Source organism: Exiguobacterium sp. s95 (assembly GCF_018618655.1).
Taxonomy (GTDB): Bacteria; Bacillota; Bacilli; order Exiguobacteriales; family Exiguobacteriaceae; genus Exiguobacterium_A; species Exiguobacterium_A oxidotolerans.
In genome coordinates, this window is the sequence record NZ_JACSMM010000001.1 from 355,580 (window position 1) to 373,377 (window position 17,798).

The window sequence follows — 17,798 nt, forward strand, 5'->3', positions numbered from 1 at the left end:
GTCACGCTTCGAAATCATGAGCTTCATAATACCGGACGGCTTCCCGCCAACTCGAAAACCGTTCAATCAATAATGTTAATGAAGGCGCATGGTGTTCGCGCGCCCACCGTGCATACGTCTGACTCGTCAAACGATCACCTAGTTCGTCCGCGGCTTGCCGTAATCCATTGAGACAGTCTTCGTTCGTAAAACAGCCGTTTGAGGACAAAGCAAACTGTTCCAACGCATTTTTCCACGTCCCGTAATGGCGGATGATCGTATTGCTGCTGACCATGCGACGCTCGGTCTCGCGTAAGTCGGAATAGCGTTTAATCGTCACGCGCGTTCCGTATGTTTCGACGTAATGAGCGATGCTTTGTTCCACCGTCCAGCGCTTTTTTGGTCCTGTTCCTGGTTTTGGTCGGTTCAATGTCGACAGTTCTGCCGGTGTCAGTTGTCCTTCCGTGATAACACCCGCTTCCTGCAATAAATTCGTCCAGGAGTCAAAACGCTGTTCGAGTTCTTCGAGTGGCGGGTAGGGAAGATAGGCAGCGAGCTTTTGATAATGTGCTGCTCTCATCGGCTCTGGGTGAATATGATGGAGTCCTTGAATCAAGCGGATAATTTTTTGATAGTCCGTCAAATCGGGTTGAAGTGCGTGAGTGGTCTTTCGCATAGCGGAGTCTCCCTTAAAGTGGTGAAAAACTTAAATCTAGTGTAGCAGTTCGTCACGGGTTCGTTAACTAACAAAACCGTAAGATAAGGAAATAATTAATCAACGACTACGATAAGCCGATCATCCATATGATTTTGTTCTAGAAAAGAAAAAAGTGTGTTGAAAGCGTTTAATATCTGGAAAATGAACCGATAGTAGGGAGGGAACGAATGACTGGGGGAATGGATGATGAAATGGTGGTCAGCGAACCGACAAGGAAACGACTTTGAGAAAGCGCGTGCGTCGGTCGCAAGCGAAGTCGAGCTCGAACTCGGGACAGATTTAGTGAAACAACTCCGATTGATTGATTTAACGGTCGAGGATTTACAAAACGTCCGGGTCATCCGTGATGACGTTAAAGACTGGATGCCACAGATGGTCGATGCCTTTTATGCAGAACTCGTCCGTGTGCCGGAACTCAAGCAACTGATTGAACGGCACTCGACACTTGAGCGGTTAAAAGGGACGCTTGCGACGCACATTTTACAAATGTTCGAAGGTAAAGTGACGACAGATTATATTGCGGTACGGCAACGGATTGCCATGCGTCATGTTCAGATCGGCCTACATAATAAGTGGTACATCGCCGCTTTTCAGAATGTATTAAACGTCTTTAGCGGACACGTCGAACGAAGTACTTGGCCGGAGCTCGAAAAGATGAAAATGTTGCGTTCTGTCGGGAAGTTATTCAATCTCGAACAACAAATCGTTTTGACGATGTATGAAGCGACTGTCGACGAGGAACGTCAAGGTGTGCTGGAGACGAAACAGCGTGTCGGTGCCGCCGTCCAAAAATCAACCGAGGAACTGGCGGCGATGAGTGAAGAATCATCTGCAAGTTTCCAGGAGATGGAGCGGCATGCGAACAACGTTTCGATGACGACGGAGAAAATCTCAAGTCAGTTGGCAGAAGCCGTCAAAGAGGCGGAAGATGGTGTCAAGTTGGTCGAAGCAGAGACACAACGCTTCGAAGCCGTCGTCACGGACATGAAGGCGACGACGGAACAGGTCGCCCAGCTCGCCTTCTTGTCGCAAGAAATCGAGCGGATCGCCGCGATGGTAACGGCAATTTCCGATCAGACGAATTTATTGAGTCTGAATGCTTCCATCGAAGCGGCACGCGCCGGCGAGATGGGGCGCGGTTTTACCGTCGTTGCCCAGGAAATCCGCAAGTTAGCGGAAGAAAGCAAACGGTCAGCCGCGGAAGCGTCCGATATCGCGCAGGAAATCACGTCGAAAATGATGACGGTCTCGAGTCAGATGGCGGGAACGGAACAGTCAGTCACGCAGACGACGAATGAAATGGCGCGTGTCGTCTCGGCCTTCACGATGATTTCGAATCAGACGATCCATGTCTCAAAACAACTCGTCGACTTGTCGAGCGATACCCAGGATGTCGCCGGCACAATCGAAGGAATGCGGACCGTCGCAGAATCAATTGCCGAGACGGCGGATGACCTGCAGGAAGTCGCAACGACGTTATGACGGAAGTTGCGAACTAAAAGGCGTAGCTCCCGCTTCGGAACTACGCCTTACGTCTATAAAAGAGTAGCAATCAGGTGACTTCGGTATCGTGCCGGAGTCGCTTTTTTAGTGCGCTTGCATAGGTGTTTAACCACGATGCGGTGCTCAGCGAATCGTTTTTAAGGCCGTCGCCCACGGGATGACCTGGTCAAGCATTTGGTTCACGGAAGTTTCCTGGACGGATGCCGCCTTTAACACAGCTCCATTTTCAAAATCCGTGAACAATGATAAAGCGGGGTGGACCCGGACATCGGCAACCATCAATTCACCTAAGATGCCGCGCAAATGTTCTGCCGCACGCGCACCGCCGACTGAGCCGTAGGAGACGATCCCTGCCGCTTTGTTATGCCACTCGACCCGGAGGTAATCAAGGGCATTTTTTAAGGAAGCGGAGATTGAGTGGTTGTACTCCTGGGTGATGAAGACAAACCCATCTTGCGCCGCAATTGCTTCAGACCAGGCGGCTGCTCCTGTTGCGTCGCCGTCCTTTTCACCAAGCAGCGGTAATTTGTACTCGGCGATGTCGATGATCGTATAGTTGGCGTCGCCGCGTTGGTCGGCCAGTTGTTTGACCCAGCTGCCTACCTGCGGACTTAAACGGCCTTCCCGTGTTGAGCCTAAGATGATGCCGATGTTTAATTTTGTCATGATCGTTTCCTCCTCTTGAAGTAGTGTTTCCTTCTTAAAGATATTCTTTTTCAATCGTCCGTGTGCTTCGGACGGTATCAATCGGACGGACCATTTGTTCAATCTGTAGCCGTTGGGATTCGAGGAATGGTGGCAAGGATAACTTTTCTCCGACCGTTTCGTACGGCTCATCGCCTAGGAAGCCGGGACCGTCTGTCGCCCATTCGAACAAGACACCGCGGGCGACCCGTGCATACAGGGATTCGAAGAAGAACCGGTCGACGTAGCCGGATGTGTTGAATTGTAACTGTTGCATCCGCTCGATCCATTCAGTTAAGGCAGCCGTGTCTTCGACGCGGAACGCGACGTGGTGGACGGTGCCGAACCCTTGACGTCCACTCGGCAGTAACAGGTTATGCTCGACGATGACCTGGGCGCCGTTTCCGCCTTGACCCATTTCAAACAAATGCAGGGAACCGGCTTGATCGATTTCCCGCATCAGCATCGCTTTTTCCAAGACGTCTTTTAACCGGTCGAATTCCGCGATCCGGATGTGAATCGGACCTAAACCGGTAATCGCGAATTCTAATGGAACGGGCCCGTTTTGCCACGGGGTTCCGGAGGCGATGCCTTCGTTCAACTCGTCTGAAATCAGCATGTACTGCTGGTCGTCGAAATCGACGAACGAGAGCGTCTGTTTCCCGAACTGTTCCTTGATGCCGCGATGCTTGACGTCATATTTATCAAACCGTTTAATCCAGTAGTCAAGCGCTGCATCCGTCGGGACGCGAAAAGCAGTTTTAAAGATTTCATTTGTACCGTGTGTTCCTTTTGGGATGCCGGGGAAATCAAAGAATGTCATATCCGTCCCGGCTGACCCTTTGTCGTCGGCAAAAAATAGATGATAGGTCTGAATGTCATCCTGGTTGACGGTCTTCTTGACGAGACGCATCCCTAAGACATTTGTGAAGAACGCATAGTTTTTCTCGGCACTGCTTGTGATCGCCGTGACGTGGTGGATTCCTTTTAATTCATTCATGAAAATCGCTCCTTTGATTATTATCTCGAATTCGAGATATCTATTAAAAAAATTAATGGTTTTGTGCCTGATAGCCGACTTTTTTAGCGGTGTTAATCAACGCTTCGATGTCAGACGGGTCAATTCCTTCGAACACCTGATTGATTGTTTTCTCATGTTCCGGAAAAATCGTGTCCATTAATTCTCGGCCTTCTGTGGTCAGTTCGGCAAATGTCACGCGCCGATCAGTCGGACACGCCTGCCGGACGACGTAATTCTTTTTTTCAAGCTTATTGATGACATAGGTGATGCTGCTGCTCGTAATCAAGACTTTTTTACCGATCAGTTGAATCGGTTGCCTTCCTTTATGGTACAGCAACTCGAGTACGGAAAAATCGGTCGGATTCAAGCCAGACTTGGCTACATCCTTTTTGATGACTTCATGAAGCGCATCGACGGCCCGAACCATGACGGTCAATGCTTTTAAGTTCGGATTCGGCTGTTCCATGTCGTTCACCTCCATTTATCTTTAATTCGAATATCTGTAATTCTAATATCTTTAATTCGAGATAAATATAACATCTATTGATTACGTCGTCAATTAGTTTGATTCTCTGCATGCTGACGATATAAAAAGAGGCATCCTGTAGCGTACAGGGTGCCTTAAAACAATTTGAACTTGCTTTTCCGTGCCTGTCTTCTACCACGTCAGCTCGTTTAAGAAGGTAAGAATCTCTTCATTGATGTCGTTTCTGTCCTGACCTAACGTCATCAAGTGTTTTGATTGGGCAAACCCCTTAATTGATTTTTGATCTGACGCCACGCGGTTAAAAATCTCCTCGGCACTTTCTTTGTACAGGGGCGTGTCTAATTCTCCGTACAGGATGCGAATCGGCGAATCGATTTGCACCAAGTTGTCCCGTGTTTGGTTGACGAGCTGTTCAAAATCGACCAATGAATCAACGGGGAGATGCCGGAGCGCTTCCATTTCTGACTCGATTTGCTGCTCCTCTTTCCCTTCAATCTGTTTATAGCGTCGGGCATAATATAGCAGCCGTTTTTGCAAGGAACCGGCTTTCTTGTACATCGGCACAGACAGTGTTACAACACCGTTGACCTGCAATTCCTGTCCCAGTTTTAACGCAAGGACACCGCCAAGCGAAATACCGACGACGGCGATTTTTTCAAATCCTTTGTCCTGCAACAGTTGATAAGCGTCGAGTGCATCCTGCCACCAGTCGGCTGGTCCATAGGTCAGAAGGTCTTCTGCCGGCAGACTATGACCACTAAGTACCGGGGTGTAACACGAATACTGATTTTGCTGCAAATAACGTCCGAGCGGTTTCATGTCGTTCGGACTACTTGTAAACGAGTGTAAGAGGAGAACGGCGCGTTCACCTCCTTCATAATAGACGGGTTTGAGCGGTGATAGTTTGATGACCATAAGATGCCTCACTTTCTAGGTGTCGATTTGATTTTACGGTAATCCAATCATGATTGCGCAGTACCGGCGAGTGGCGTCTAACAATAGAAAAATCCAAACGGTTCACTTTTTCAAGTGTATCCCATTTGGGCTCTGCGCGGTTTTCATTATAAGGAAAATTTGTTCGTTTGATCTTCCAGGTGACGGGATGTTGTGTTCAAGGTCTCGACAAGCGTATGCAGGCCCGTAATCGTCGCAATCATTTGTTCAGAAGCGGCTGCGACTTCCTCATTGCTTGCGGTATGTCCCTCTGCGACCGTGGCGATTTCGTGCAAGGCACTGCGGATGGTTTGTTCCGACCGGGTGACTTGTGTCATCTGATCGGTCATTTGTGCCATCGACGAGGCGACGCTTGTGACATGTTCAGCGAGGTGACGGAACGAAGCATCCGTCTCTTTAATATCCGTTTGTCCGGACACCGTTTCCTGCAGCGTCAAGGCAAAGGTGCTTTCCATCTGCTGCGTATTTTCCTGGACGCTTTGGACGATTGCCGCGATTTCGTTAACACTGCTTGCGACATGGTTCGACAGTTTTTTGACTTCGGACGCGACGACAGCAAAGCCTTTTCCTTGTTCTCCGGCACGTGCTGCCTCAATCGCGGCGTTCAGTGCAAGCAGATTCGTCTGCGCGGCGATGTCGCGAATGATTGTGACGAGCGCTTGGACTTCCGTCGATTGTCGTTTCAGGTGCTGGATTTGGTCTGTTGAAGCGTAAACTTGTTGATGGATCGTTTCCATCCGACTGACCGACCGTTCCATTTGGGAACGTCCGGCGTCTGTCATGTCACGCATCTCAGCTACCGTCATCTGGACCTGTTCACCTTCCGTCGAAGTCGCCCCGATTAATCGCGAGAATGCATCCATTTCATCCGTCAATGATAACGTGACGTGGGTCTGACTTTCGGTCCCGGTCGCGATTTCGGTCATCGTCTGTGCGATTTGTGTTGAACCGTCGAGGACTTCCGTTGTACTGTCGTCGATCGATTGACTCGTCTCATGGACGAGAAGTGACGTCTGCGAGATGTCGGTGATCATCGTCCGTAACATGTCGTTCATCTGTTTAATCGAGTGGGCGAGCGAATAAATCTCATCATGCGATTTGATTTCGAGCTGGGTCAGTTGTGTATCCGCCTGCCGAAGTTGCCCGGCCGCGATGTTTTCCGAGACGGCTTGGAGCGTCTCGAGCGGTTTCAGCTTCCGTCCGAGCATATAGTACAAGGCAGCTAAGGTGAGTGCAAGTAAAATCAGTAATAAACCGATGAAGAGCGGTAGGTTTTGTTTGAGTAAAGTTGTCGACAGCGCATCGACGTCTTTTGCAGCGATATCGACACCTAATATGCCGATGATTGTGTTCGAGGCATCTTTCAGCGGTACATAGACGCTGACGTATTGTCCGTATTCCGGATCATCAATCACGTCCGTCGTATGGGTCTCACCGTTCAAAACGTGTTTCATGTCCTGCGCGACGGCACCTGTCGCCGGGTCATTAATGGCTGCGGCTTCTGCTTTCGGTAGACCGTCAATCAACAAATTGACTTTATTTTGGTCGATCGTTGCCGTATAGGCATACAGTAAACCGTTTTGCTGACGTAACGTATCAAGTGATTCACGAAGCGTTTCATAATTCTCGGAAGCGGTCGGATTGCTCAAAAATTCAGCGTAGGCAGCCGTGTCGAATGTTTTTGCGATGCGAAGAGCGTCTTGTTCCGCTGTTTTTTTAAGCGTCGAAACCGCTGTTTGGTTCGTGTTGTAATAAAGGGCGGCACTACTAAAGAGGAAAAAAATGATGAGGATGGAGCTGATGATCAGTAACAAACGTGTACGAATGGAATGGGTTCTTGCTTCAGTCATAGATGGACCTCCTGGTGGATTTCTAGTTGGTGATATATATACTATCGGTCTGAAAATTATTTTTTCGATGTTTTAAAATAAAAGTTCAATTTTTTTGAATGGAGAAGTTGTGACGGTTTAAAATGCAGGACGGTCAGGTTTGACAAATCAAAAACAAAGGAATTATAAAAAAGTACGTGAATGCTAGACAATAAGGGAGTTGAGACTTATGACAAAAGCTTTATTTTTAAATTGTTCATTAAAATCGTCAGATGAATTATCGAATACGGAAGCCTTAATCAACGAAGTGATTGCTTATTATCAAGACTTTGACATCGAGTCGGAAATCGTTCGCGTCGTCGATTATAACGTCGCCTATGGCGTGACGACTGACGAGGGAGACGGGGACGAGTGGCCGGTAATTTTTGAAAAGGTAAAGGCTGCTGACATCGTCGTCATCGGGACACCACTTTGGCTCGGTGAGAAGAGCAGCATCGCGACGCAAGTCATTGAACGGTTGTATGGCGGCAGCGGGTTAACAAATGAGAAAGGGCAATACATGTATTACAACAAAGTCGGGGGAGTCATCGTCACGGGGAACGAGGACGGGGCGAAGCATGCATCGGCGTCGATTCTTTACGGATTATCACATATCGGCTTTACGATTCCGCCGAACGTCGATACGTACTGGGTTGGCGAAGCGGGACCGGGTCCGTCCTTCATTGAAGCAAATGGAAAAAACAACGCGTTCACGCAAGGGCATGCGAAAGTCATGGCCTACAACTTGATGCATTTCGCGAAGCTGCTGCAAGCTCACCCGATCCCGGCTGAAGGCAACGTCGTTGAATAATCTACTTTCATATTGAAAAACTAAACGATTAAAAGGAGCGGTTGATTGTGATCGAAAAAGTGACAGCAGTCTCAAAAGGGATGCACACGGAAGGTCAGGCAGGGATTCATACGATCCGGATTGATGAACCCGAAAGCATGGGTGGTGGAGATCAAGGCGCGAATCCTCTTGCGACGCTACTCGTCGCCCTCGTCGGTTGTGAAAATGCGGTCGCGAATTTCGTCGCAAAAGAGATTGAGTTTGATTTACAAGGAATCGACTTTGAAGTCGAAGGTTCGATTGACCCGCGCGGCATGATGGGTGACCCGTCTGTCCGGACACAATTCAAGCGGGTCACGGTCCATGCGAAGGTCACGACATCGGAAACGGAAGAACGGGTCCAGGAATTGCAAAAAATCGTCGATGCCCGTTGTCCGATTTCGACGACACTCGTCGCAGCGGACGTCACACTTGTCGCGAATTGGACGAAAGCGTAAAAAACACCTCCGAAATCTAGACCTGTACAAGGCTAAGATTCGGGGGTATTCTTATGACATCTAAGATAAGAGGGGGATAAACAATTGAACTTAACAGTCTTACCAGAAGAATTATCGGTCGTTCGCTATGCGGTTGAAGCCACACTACCAGAATGGATCTTTCAGAGTGGATCATTTTGGAACATCATGAAAACACGTGATGAGCTATCGGTCGTCTGCGAGACATCCAGTATTCCGACAGACGAGACATACTTAAAAATCGAGTCCGGATTTCGGGCAATCAAGGTCGAAGGTCCACTTGATTTTGCATTGACGGGTATTTTATCCAAGCTGATTCGTCCACTTGCAGCACATGAAATCAGTATCTTTGCTTTATCCACATATGATACGGACTATATTCTCGTAAAAGATGTCACGCTCGAGCGAACGGTTGAACTGTTCCGGGCAGATGGCCATCAGATTGTTTGAACTTGTGCTTAAACCTAAAAAACGGTCATTTCTCGAAAAAAGATTCGGGCAATGACCGTTTTTAGTTGGCGTAATTAGTAGGCCGTACTTAAAAAATTAAAATTGATTGAGAAGCTCACTTGCACGATTGGCATCAATCGCGAAGTAGAGCTCTTTTTTGAGCACTTCCTCTTTTTTTAACTGATTCAGAATGAGGCTCGTTGTCTCTCTTGTGGAACCGATCATTTGTGCGATGTCAGTGTGGGTAAGTTTCAAATCGATTGATTGCCACTGTTTGTGTCGCGTGCCCGATTTTTCACTCAGCTTCAGCAACAAATAAACGATTCGGTATTTCACATCATTTAGCGCAAGGTGCTCACTGAAGGAGTAGACATCCTTTAGTCGATTTGACAAGACTTGAATCAATTTCATCGCAATTTTTGGATTACTTTCGATGAATGTTTCGAACTGATCAGTTGGCATGATACAAAGGCACGTATCTGTCATGGCTTCTGCATACATGTCGTCGTCCGTCAACGATAGTGTTGCCGTTTCTCCGAACGTGTTGCCACCAACTAAAACATCAACTGTGAATTGCTTGCCTTGTTTATTCATCCGATACAAACGAACTTGTCCTTCTTTTAGAAAAAATAGTGCGTCTTGCCGTTGATGCGGCGAGAGGATAACGTCGCCCCGTTTCAACTGGACCATTTCACTTGCGTCATTAATAAGTTGCAATTCGTTCGTCGGAAGTTCTTCAAACAAGCTGATTTGCGACAAAAGCTTAAGTTTATCCATGTTATTACTCCTTTTGGTCATCTCTTCATCAAGATGAGGATTGTCTTTTCACTATAACTGGTTTTCATAGATTTTCTAAACAGATAGTTTCGAATCAGCAGCAAACATGAACAGGTAATCGCCGAAAGTGTAAGCTGGCTTACACGCGTAAGCATTCGTCTTGGAGAGAGAAAAGACTGCGTGGTACGGTATGCGTGTGGTAAAGAAACCAACAAAAAAGTGTATGAGGAGAGATTACAAATGGTTGAAAAAATTACAGCAGTATCAAAAGGTATGTATACAGAAGGCGTTTCACACGGTCATAAAGTCATCATCGATGAGCCGGCGAAAATGGGCGGAACAGATGAAGGTGCAAATCCACTTGCAACACTGCTTGTTGCTTTGACAGGTTGCGAAAATGCGATTGCTAACTTCGTCGCAAAAGAAATCAACTTCGATCTGCAAGGAATTGAATTTGAAGTGGAAGGCACGCTGGATCCACGCGGTATGATGGGGGATGCATCAGTTCGTCCCTATTTCGAACGCATCACAGTCAATGCAAAAGTCTTAACAAGTGAATCCGAAGAACGTGTACAAGAATTGCAACACATTGTGGATTCACGTTGCCCAGTCTACACGACTATGGTCGCTGCAAATGTTGAAATGGTGCCAAACTGGACAAAAGCGTAAACGAATAAATGAACTATTCTTAACTGCAGCATCAATATAATATGTAATCTGTCACACGCAACGCGTTCACTTCCGAGTCGTCGGGAAATGGATGCGTTGCGTTTTTTTTAGAACATATCTTCAAGCGACTGGTAAGGTTCCGTTATTGACTTAATAGAGTCTAATGTCTGGTGTAAATGGCGTTGCAGGGCATCGGTAACAAGATCAACCTGACGGGATTCAATCGCTGTGATGATCTCGAGATGCTCCTTAAGGCTCTTGTTATTTCTTTTACTTTTATAATCAATGACATTGTACATCATTAAATAGACGTCGATTTGATCAATGATCCGACTTAAAAATTCAATGACATACCGGTTCTGACTTTTTTCGGCGAGTAGCATATGAAATTTTTTGTTGATGCTCGTATATTCGGTTAAATCTTCATGAGTGTAGGCGTCCAGTTCTTTTTCGATGAGTTGCTTTAAATAGTCAAGATCCTTCTGTTCGACATTCGCGAGACCAAATTTTACGGCGACACCTTCTAATTCAATCCGGAGTTCAAACGCCTGAATGATGTCATTTACGGTCGGTTGAATCACATAAGCTCCGCGATTCGGTTTCAAGACGATGTATCCATCAAGTTCGAGTTTCTTAAAAGCGTTCCGGACGGGCGTCCTGCTTGTCTCAAGTTTCTCGGCGATGACGGATTCAGTAAGTTGCATACCGGGAGCAAATTCCCGATTGAGGATAGCTCGTTTAATTTTTTCAATAATAATCGTTTCGATGGGTTTTACAGTTTTCATGAAAACGTTCCTCCGTCCATTGAATTGTCTCTTATTTTATTTTAGCATTTTTCCCGGTCGATTCTTTCTGAAAAATCGAATGGTTTTTATAACTGAAAAAAGCAATAGACAAAACAGGTTTTATGTAGTAGAACTAAATTGTACTACAATTTAGTTCTACTACAAAGGAGAGCAAAAAAATGCAAAAAAAACATGTACTGCAATTACATGCCGGGCTTTTGATGGTGGCCTTTAATATTCACTTTATCCTAGTACCAAATTCGGTCGCGGCCGGCGGGGTTTCAGGGCTTTCCGTTATCATCCACGAATTTCTGCCGAACTTGTCGTTAGGTGTGCTCATGATAGGATTGAACGTTTTTATTTTTTGTATCGGTTTTGCTTTCTTAGGGTTTACTTTCGGTTTTAAAACAGTCTATGCAAGTCTGGTATTATCTTTGTTTGTGTATATGCTCGATTTGTATGCACCAATCCGTCAACCGGTAGGAAATGATTTATTCATCCAGCTAGTATTTGGTTTTTCGATTAATGCATACGGGATGGCATTGATTTTTAGTCATAATGCTTCGACCGGCGGAACAGATATTTTAGCGATGATATTGAATAAATGGAGTGGTGTACGAATTGGAGTAGCTGTACTTTTATTTGATTTAAGCATTGCGCTTGTGTCCAGTATGCTATTTGGAATTGAGAAGGGAATGTATGCTGTATTTGGTGTATTTCTCAATGGGGTCCTGATCGATACTTTGCTACAGAAATTAAAGCAGCATAGTGAAGTTGTCATCATCAGTCATCAATTTGAACATATCCAGTCCTTTATTCTACAGGAATTAAAGGCACCGGCAACGATTCATGTCGTTAATACGAATTCTTCGAAGGCGAAGCAACATGTAATCACGGTGCATTTGATGTCACCGGATGTCACGAAATTAAAGCGTTTTGTGTTGGCAACGGACTCCACTGCCTATTTAACGATTACGCAGACCAAGGAAATATACGGAAGTCATGAAGAGAAGGCATTCCAGCGTGCGTGAACGTTCATTAAAGGCAATCCGCTGAAACCGGTTAAAGGGTCCGTCCTTGAAGTGACTGTTGTTTTGACTCGAGCTTTTGTATACTGTTTAATTGGTAGACAATTAAACGGTTAAACGTTGCGGCAGGAGTGGGGTATATGTTGACTTTTAAGGAACGGATTCAAAAGTATGAATATCACCTGAACGATACAGACGATCAGATTATTTCATATATCAACGATCATTTTACGAACGTAACACGCATGTCGATTCAGGCGATTGCGGAAGAATCTTTTACAGTCCCGAATACAATCGTCCGGTTAGCTAAAAAATTAGGCTATGACGGTTTTTCGCACATGAAAAATGCAATCAAGCATGAACTTGAAGCAAATGAAGAAGATGTGCCGGGTGACGTATTAAAAAAGACGAAAGAACTCATCGATGAAGTACATGTCGAGCAAGTTCATCATTTACTCGAACAAGCCCGTCGCGTACTCGTATACGGTATTGGAGACTCTGTCACCTATTGCGAATACTTGGTGCAAGGGTATCGAGTCGTTAATAAAAAATGTGAGTTTTATCTTCACCGTCATACGACAATCACGGAACTAGAAGCGATGACACCGAAGGACTTACTTCTTTTGATATCCGTTTCTGGCGAGAGTGAAGCCGTCATTGAACTGGCAGGGCGGGCAAAAGAGAAAAACATTCCGATTGTCAGTATCACCCACTTTACGCATAACAGCCTCGTGAACTATGCCGATTACCGCCTCTATTTTTATTCGCCCCCTGAACGCTTATTACATCACAACATTACAAACCCGACTCCGATTTTTTACTTGTTGCGTCATCTGTTAGAACAGTATTGGAAAAATCACAAGTGATGTGTATTTATACACATGAAAACCCTTACAAAAGAAAAGGATGTGAAAGAAGAAGAAGAATCAAGCTTCTTCTTTTTTTGTTGATACACTACAGGTAATTCATTAAAAGTAAAAATGAAAGGGGTTACAAACATGTTGTTGCAAGCGAATACATCAACCTCACTTTTACATGTTCAACAGGCATTTGATTCAAAAGATCAAGCGATTCGCTTTTTAATTCACGAACTCGCCGAAGCCGGTAAAATTTCATCGGAAGAAGCATTTTATGAAGCAGTCATCGCTCGGGAGGGACTGTCACCGACAGGATTTGAAGGGGGGCTTGCGATTCCCCATGGTAAGTCAGATAGTGTCAGAGAAGCATCATTTGCGATTGCGACGTTGACAAAACCGATAACGGACTGGGAAAGCATTGATCCGGCAAACAAGGTGGAGCTGGTCATCCTGCTGGCGATTCCTTCAGCGGAAGCGGGATCAACCCATTTGACACTATTGGCTGAATTTGTAACCCGTCTTTCAAACGAAGACTACAAAAACCGCCTCCTTCAATCGCGTTCAGCAGAAGACTTACTGGCAGCCTTAGACGCCTCTGTCGATGAAAAGACGGACTCAACAGCAGAAGTTCCTTCGTCTGGAAAGTTAGTACTGGCAGTTACAGCATGTCCGGCAGGGATTGCGCATACGTACATGGCAGCCGAAGCATTGATTAAGGCCGGTCGCGAACTTGGCATCGAAGTGAAGGTTGAAAAACAAGGCGCAAACGGAATCGAAGACCGACATGCAGCCAAAGATTTACAGCAGGCAGATGCCGTCATCTTTGCAGTTGACGTCGCGGTAAAGGACGAAGCACGTTTTAAAGGCATTCCGTCTATAAAAACATCAGTCGCTGCCCCGCTTCGTAGTGCAAAGGATCTCCTGGAAAAAGCTTTGACGAAAAGTGAAAATGTGAAGTCTGATGCTGACCGGATGGCGGATGAAGCGGATGAGGAGCCGACGAATTGGAAAAGCGAAGTGAAAGCGTCATTGCTGACAGATATCTCGCATATCATTCCGGTTATCGTTGCCGGAGGGATGACGCTTGCCGTCGCCGTCTTCATCTCCCAACTGTTTGATTTACAGGCGCTCTATGCGGAAGAAGGTTCGTGGTTATGGTTACTGCGTCAATTAGGGGGATCCCTGCTCGGTCAGTTAATGATTCCGATTTTAGCTGCATACATGGCGTATTCGATTGCTGATAAGCCTGCTCTAGGACCTGGATTTGCTGCCGGAGTCGCAGCCAACTTAATCGGTAGTGGCTTCTTAGGTGGAATGCTCGGAGGCTTACTTGCCGGATATTTCCTCAAATTCTTAAAGCAAAAAGTTAAACCGAAGGGTACATTTGCCGGGTTTATCAGTTTTTGGTTTTATCCGGTCGTCGGAACACTTGTCGTCGGGTCAATCATGTTATTTGTCGTCGGTCGTCCGTTAGCGTATTTAAATACAGGACTGATTTCTTGGCTGGATGGATTAGAGGGGGCTAATGCTTTATTACTCGGGGCAATCATTGGTGCGATGGTTTCGTTTGATCTCGGTGGACCAATCAATAAAGCGGCGTATACATTTTGTATCGGAGCGATGGCGAGCGGAAATTTAATCCCGTATGCCACATTTGCTTCAGTCAAGATGGTATCAGCGTTTGCCGTAACCGGTGCAACCCGCCTAGGCAAAGAGGCGTTCACTAAAGAAGAACGGGAAATTGGAAAACAAACCTGGTTACTCGGTTTAGCAGGGATTACGGAAGGGGCGATTCCTTTCATGATTAATGATCCCCTCCGTGTCATTCCCTCATTAGTCGCAGGATCCGCCGTGACGGGAGCGATTGTGGCCTATTTCGGAATCGGTCTGAACGTACCGGGAGCAGGTATCTTTTCGTTGGCATTACTTCAGGGACAACCCCTCGTACTTGCGGCATCAGTATGGCTTGGTGCGGCATTGGTAGGAGCGTTCATTTCGATGGTCCTTCTCCTTCTCACTCGAAAACATAAAAATAAAAAGCATCAGGATGCACTGAAAAATGTTGCTTAAAGGGAGCTGGAAACAATGAAAAATGTTCATGTCGTACCACATATGCACTGGGATCGGGAATGGTACTTCTCGACCGAAGAATCACGCATCTTATTAGTCAATAATTTAGAAGAAATCATGGAAAGGCTTGAAACGGATAAAAATTATCCATATTACGTTTTAGATGGACAAACATCAATCCTCGAAGATTATCTTGCGGTAAAGCCGGAGAACCGGTCACGGATAAAACAGCTAGTTCAATCAGGAAAATTGATTATTGGACCTTGGTATACCCAAACAGACGAAATGATTGTAGGCGGGGAGTCGATTGTCAGAAACTTATTGTACGGCATTAAAGATTCAGGTGAATTTGGTCCCCATATGAAGATTGGTTATTTACCGGATTCGTTCGGGCAGTCGGCACAAATGCTGATGATTTTGAACGGATTCGATATCGAGCGCTCGATTTTCTGGCGAGGAACGTCGGAACGGCATGGAACGAACAAAACTGAATTCAACTGGAATTCAGCGGACGGTTCCAATGTACTCGTCCAGCTGATGCCGCTCGGCTATGCGATCGGTAAATATTTACCGACTGAAGAAACGGCACTAAGAAAGCGAATGGATAAATATTTGCCTGTCCTCGATAAGGGTGCGACCGGAGATCATCTGCTGTTACCGAATGGTCATGATCAAATGCCGCTCCAGCAAAACATTACGGAAGTCATCGAACAACTACATCGTCTGTATCCGGAACGCGAGTTTTTCTTGAGTCGATACGAAGATTTATTTGATCAACTGGAGCAACAACTTAATCTGCCGACCATTTCAGGAGAGTTTTTAGATGGGAAATATATGCGTGTTCACCGTAGCATCTATTCGACACGGATGGACATCAAAGCGATGAATACTCAAATCGAAAACAAGCTGACGAATACATTAGAACCGTTAATGAGCCTTGCCTATTCACTTGGGATTGAATACCATCACGGGCTAGTCGAATTGATTTGGAAAGAAATCATGAAAAATCATGCCCATGATAGCATCGGATGTTGCTGCTCCGATAAAGTCCATCAAGAAATTTACAACCGTTTTTTCATTGCAAACGAAAAAACCGATCAATTGATTTCATTCTATAAAAGAAAGATTGTCGATTCGATTGCGACGGAGCGAACGGAAGACCGGTTAACCTTCTTTAATTTGAATGCGAGTCAGGAAACGACCACAACGACGACGGAAATCATCAGTAAATTTGAAAATATCCGTCTGGAAACGGAAGCAGGGCAGCCTGTTCCTTATCAGTTGATGAAAAAAGCAGTCATCGACCCGGGGCTGATTGACCGCCAAATCGTCCACTATGGAAACTATGATCCGTTTTATCGTTACACAATTGAACTTGATATCACACTTCCGGCCTTGAGTTATGAAACACTTTTCGTTGTTGAAGAGAGTGCGACTCCGGACGCGTTGCCGCAGGCGGAAACAGGTATAACGGAATGTGACACAGCGCGGTATCACGTAGTAATTCAGTCGAACGGTACACTTGATGTGACGGATAAACAGTCGAATCGGACGTACCGCGATCTCTTCCTGCTTGAGGACAGTGGGGACGATGGAGATGAATATGATTATTCGCCCCTGCTTCATGATGTGAGTATTACGACAGAAACGGATCGCCCGACAATCGAAGTCACACAAACAAATTATCGGGTAATGATCCGAATTGATCACCGCTTCGCTGTACCGGCAGATTTAGAAGAGCGGAAGCAAGGCAAACGGACGAAAGAGATGACGGTCGCGCTTGAAATCGTCTTAAAGCATGACGATCCTGTTATTGCCTTTAATGTGACGATTACGAACAACGCGAAGGACCACCGTTTACGTTTGTTGATTCCGGCAGAAGTAAACACCCGGCAAACATTTTCAGATAATCAGTTTGGTGTAATAAACCGCCCCTTCGTCGATGATGCGCTCCGTGTGTGGGAAGAGGAACAATGGAATGAACGACCAGACGGTATCTTCCCGATGTTATCGTATGTTGGGCTAAAGGATGATGAGACAGAGAACGGACTCGGTTTAATCACGAACAGCTCACGGGAATATGAGGTCATTGCAGGAGCTCGACCAACGCTTGCAGTTACGCTGTTCCGTAGCGTAGGTGTACTCGGAAAAGAAGAGCTCGTCCGCCGCCCGGGTCGTCCGTCAGGAATCAAATTAGCGACACCGGATTCGCAGATGATCGGAACATACAGCTTTGATTTCGGTCTCGTTTCACTCCGCAAAGAAGAAGAACTGGCCGTTTGCGCTAAGCGTCACTTATCACCGACTGTTGCTTACAATAAAATCCCGCACGATGCGATGCGTTTAAATCCGACCGGACTCCATTTGCCGGTATCGTATTCATTATTCGAACTCGAATCGACGGGGATTATCATGAGTACGTTGAAAAAAGCAGAGCAAGGGGAAGGACTCATTCTTCGTGTCTTCAATCCGACGACGACCAGCCGATCTGTTCGATTTAAATCAAACCAAACGGGAACGTTCCATGAAGTCAATTTAAACGAAGCACATCCAGTTGAAATCACGTCAGCGGTACAAGACAAATCTTATGAGGTCACACCGAACCAGGTAAAAACAATTCTTATTAAAAGATAATTAACCGTC

At 46.0% G+C, this 17,798-nt stretch carries 17 protein-coding genes; 9 read left to right on the forward strand and 8 right to left on the reverse strand.

Features of this window, described 5'->3' with window-relative positions; genetic code table 11:
- Nucleotide 1: 1 nt before the first annotated feature.
- Complete coding sequence (locus tag KNP99_RS02040) at nt 2–655, reverse strand: homing endonuclease associated repeat-containing protein (RefSeq protein ID WP_088837067.1); 654 nt, start codon at nt 653–655, stop codon at nt 2–4.
- 228 nt (nt 656–883) lie between these two features.
- Between KNP99_RS02040 and KNP99_RS02045 the strand changes: the two genes are divergently transcribed.
- Complete coding sequence (locus tag KNP99_RS02045; protein ID WP_088837068.1) at nt 884–2,179, forward strand: globin-coupled sensor protein; 1,296 nt, start codon at nt 884–886, stop codon at nt 2,177–2,179.
- A 144-nt stretch (nt 2,180–2,323) separates the two neighbouring features.
- Here the strand turns inward: KNP99_RS02045 and KNP99_RS02050 are convergent, their stop codons facing one another.
- From KNP99_RS02050 to KNP99_RS02070, 5 genes are all read right to left on the reverse strand, one after another.
- Nucleotides 2,324–2,866 (reverse strand): NADPH-dependent FMN reductase, encoded by a 543-nt coding sequence (locus KNP99_RS02050; RefSeq protein ID WP_088837069.1) that lies wholly within the window; start codon nt 2,864–2,866, stop codon nt 2,324–2,326.
- Between the two features lie 34 nt (nt 2,867–2,900).
- Complete coding sequence (locus KNP99_RS02055) at nt 2,901–3,884, reverse strand: ring-cleaving dioxygenase (protein WP_088837070.1); 984 nt, start codon at nt 3,882–3,884, stop codon at nt 2,901–2,903.
- A gap of 52 nt (nt 3,885–3,936) precedes the next feature.
- Nucleotides 3,937–4,371 carry a MarR family winged helix-turn-helix transcriptional regulator gene (locus KNP99_RS02060; protein WP_088837071.1) on the reverse strand — a complete coding sequence of 145 codons (435 nt, stop codon included), beginning with the start codon at nt 4,369–4,371 and terminating at the stop codon, nt 3,937–3,939.
- A gap of 192 nt (nt 4,372–4,563) precedes the next feature.
- Complete coding sequence (locus KNP99_RS02065; RefSeq protein WP_239456888.1) at nt 4,564–5,307, reverse strand: alpha/beta hydrolase; 744 nt, start codon at nt 5,305–5,307, stop codon at nt 4,564–4,566.
- 146 nt (nt 5,308–5,453) lie between these two features.
- Entirely contained in the window at nt 5,454–7,196 is a 1,743-nt protein-coding gene (locus KNP99_RS02070) for a methyl-accepting chemotaxis protein (RefSeq protein ID WP_088837072.1), read from the reverse strand.
- Nucleotides 7,197–7,404: 208 nt separating this feature from the next.
- Between KNP99_RS02070 and KNP99_RS02075 the strand changes: the two genes are divergently transcribed.
- The 3 genes from KNP99_RS02075 to KNP99_RS02085 all read left to right on the forward strand — a co-directional run bounded on the left by KNP99_RS02075 (nt 7,405) and on the right by KNP99_RS02085 (nt 8,969).
- The gene (locus KNP99_RS02075; RefSeq protein WP_088837073.1) at nt 7,405–8,025 is read left to right on the forward strand and encodes a flavodoxin family protein; all 621 of its coding nucleotides are present in this window, start codon (nt 7,405–7,407) and stop codon (nt 8,023–8,025) included.
- A gap of 80 nt (nt 8,026–8,105) precedes the next feature.
- Complete coding sequence (locus KNP99_RS02080; RefSeq protein WP_088838483.1) at nt 8,106–8,501, forward strand: OsmC family protein; 396 nt, start codon at nt 8,106–8,108, stop codon at nt 8,499–8,501.
- Nucleotides 8,502–8,585: 84 nt separating this feature from the next.
- Nucleotides 8,586–8,969, forward strand: a complete 384-nt coding sequence (locus KNP99_RS02085) for an ACT domain-containing protein (RefSeq protein ID WP_157898478.1) — start codon at nt 8,586–8,588, stop codon at nt 8,967–8,969.
- A 96-nt stretch (nt 8,970–9,065) separates the two neighbouring features.
- On the opposite strand, the gene KNP99_RS02090 is transcribed toward KNP99_RS02085, so the two are convergent.
- Complete coding sequence (locus KNP99_RS02090; RefSeq protein ID WP_214766004.1) at nt 9,066–9,746, reverse strand: Crp/Fnr family transcriptional regulator; 681 nt, start codon at nt 9,744–9,746, stop codon at nt 9,066–9,068.
- A gap of 240 nt (nt 9,747–9,986) precedes the next feature.
- On the opposite strand from KNP99_RS02090, the gene KNP99_RS02095 reads away from it, so the two are divergent.
- A complete protein-coding gene (locus tag KNP99_RS02095; RefSeq protein ID WP_088837075.1) occupies nt 9,987–10,415 on the forward strand; it encodes an OsmC family protein in 429 nt (142 codons plus the stop codon).
- Between the two features lie 107 nt (nt 10,416–10,522).
- Here the strand turns inward: KNP99_RS02095 and KNP99_RS02100 are convergent, their stop codons facing one another.
- Nucleotides 10,523–11,200, reverse strand: coding sequence for a GntR family transcriptional regulator (locus KNP99_RS02100; protein ID WP_088837076.1), 678 nt, complete (start codon nt 11,198–11,200; stop codon nt 10,523–10,525).
- A 179-nt stretch (nt 11,201–11,379) separates the two neighbouring features.
- On the opposite strand from KNP99_RS02100, the gene KNP99_RS02105 reads away from it, so the two are divergent.
- The 4 genes from KNP99_RS02105 (at nt 11,380) to mngB (ending at nt 17,789) form a co-directional block, all read left to right on the forward strand.
- On the forward strand, nt 11,380–12,231 hold the full coding sequence (locus KNP99_RS02105) for a YitT family protein (protein WP_214845656.1): 852 nt from the start codon (nt 11,380–11,382) through the stop codon (nt 12,229–12,231).
- A 137-nt stretch (nt 12,232–12,368) separates the two neighbouring features.
- On the forward strand, nt 12,369–13,094 hold the full coding sequence (locus KNP99_RS02110) for a MurR/RpiR family transcriptional regulator (protein WP_088837078.1): 726 nt from the start codon (nt 12,369–12,371) through the stop codon (nt 13,092–13,094).
- A 132-nt stretch (nt 13,095–13,226) separates the two neighbouring features.
- Complete coding sequence (gene mngA, locus KNP99_RS02115) at nt 13,227–15,155, forward strand: PTS 2-O-a-mannosyl-D-glycerate transporter subunit IIABC (protein WP_215193013.1); 1,929 nt, start codon at nt 13,227–13,229, stop codon at nt 15,153–15,155.
- 15 nt (nt 15,156–15,170) lie between these two features.
- Nucleotides 15,171–17,789, forward strand: a complete 2,619-nt coding sequence (gene mngB / locus KNP99_RS02120) for a mannosylglycerate hydrolase (protein ID WP_215193014.1) — start codon at nt 15,171–15,173, stop codon at nt 17,787–17,789.
- The last annotated feature ends 9 nt before the right edge of the window (nt 17,790–17,798 follow it).

Bases quoted from the DNA above. Each gene is read 5' to 3' on its own strand.
- KNP99_RS02040 (WP_088837067.1), bottom strand. From the start codon at position 655: ATGCGAAAGACCACTCACGCACTTCAACCCGATTTGACGGACTATCAA.
- KNP99_RS02045 (WP_088837068.1), top strand. From the start codon at position 884: ATGAAATGGTGGTCAGCGAACCGACAAGGAAACGACTTTGAGAAAGCG.
- KNP99_RS02050 (WP_088837069.1), bottom strand. From the start codon at position 2,866: ATGACAAAATTAAACATCGGCATCATCTTAGGCTCAACACGGGAAGGC.
- KNP99_RS02055 (WP_088837070.1), bottom strand. From the start codon at position 3,884: ATGAATGAATTAAAAGGAATCCACCACGTCACGGCGATCACAAGCAGT.
- KNP99_RS02060 (WP_088837071.1), bottom strand. From the start codon at position 4,371: ATGGAACAGCCGAATCCGAACTTAAAAGCATTGACCGTCATGGTTCGG.
- KNP99_RS02065 (WP_239456888.1), bottom strand. From the start codon at position 5,307: ATGGTCATCAAACTATCACCGCTCAAACCCGTCTATTATGAAGGAGGT.
- KNP99_RS02070 (WP_088837072.1), bottom strand. From the start codon at position 7,196: ATGACTGAAGCAAGAACCCATTCCATTCGTACACGTTTGTTACTGATC.
- KNP99_RS02075 (WP_088837073.1), top strand. From the start codon at position 7,405: ATGACAAAAGCTTTATTTTTAAATTGTTCATTAAAATCGTCAGATGAA.
- KNP99_RS02080 (WP_088838483.1), top strand. From the start codon at position 8,106: ATGCACACGGAAGGTCAGGCAGGGATTCATACGATCCGGATTGATGAA.
- KNP99_RS02090 (WP_214766004.1), bottom strand. From the start codon at position 9,746: ATGGATAAACTTAAGCTTTTGTCGCAAATCAGCTTGTTTGAAGAACTT.
- KNP99_RS02095 (WP_088837075.1), top strand. From the start codon at position 9,987: ATGGTTGAAAAAATTACAGCAGTATCAAAAGGTATGTATACAGAAGGC.
- KNP99_RS02100 (WP_088837076.1), bottom strand. From the start codon at position 11,200: ATGAAAACTGTAAAACCCATCGAAACGATTATTATTGAAAAAATTAAA.
- KNP99_RS02105 (WP_214845656.1), top strand. From the start codon at position 11,380: ATGCAAAAAAAACATGTACTGCAATTACATGCCGGGCTTTTGATGGTG.
- KNP99_RS02110 (WP_088837078.1), top strand. From the start codon at position 12,369: ATGTTGACTTTTAAGGAACGGATTCAAAAGTATGAATATCACCTGAAC.
- mngA (WP_215193013.1), top strand. From the start codon at position 13,227: ATGTTGTTGCAAGCGAATACATCAACCTCACTTTTACATGTTCAACAG.
- mngB (WP_215193014.1), top strand. From the start codon at position 15,171: ATGAAAAATGTTCATGTCGTACCACATATGCACTGGGATCGGGAATGG.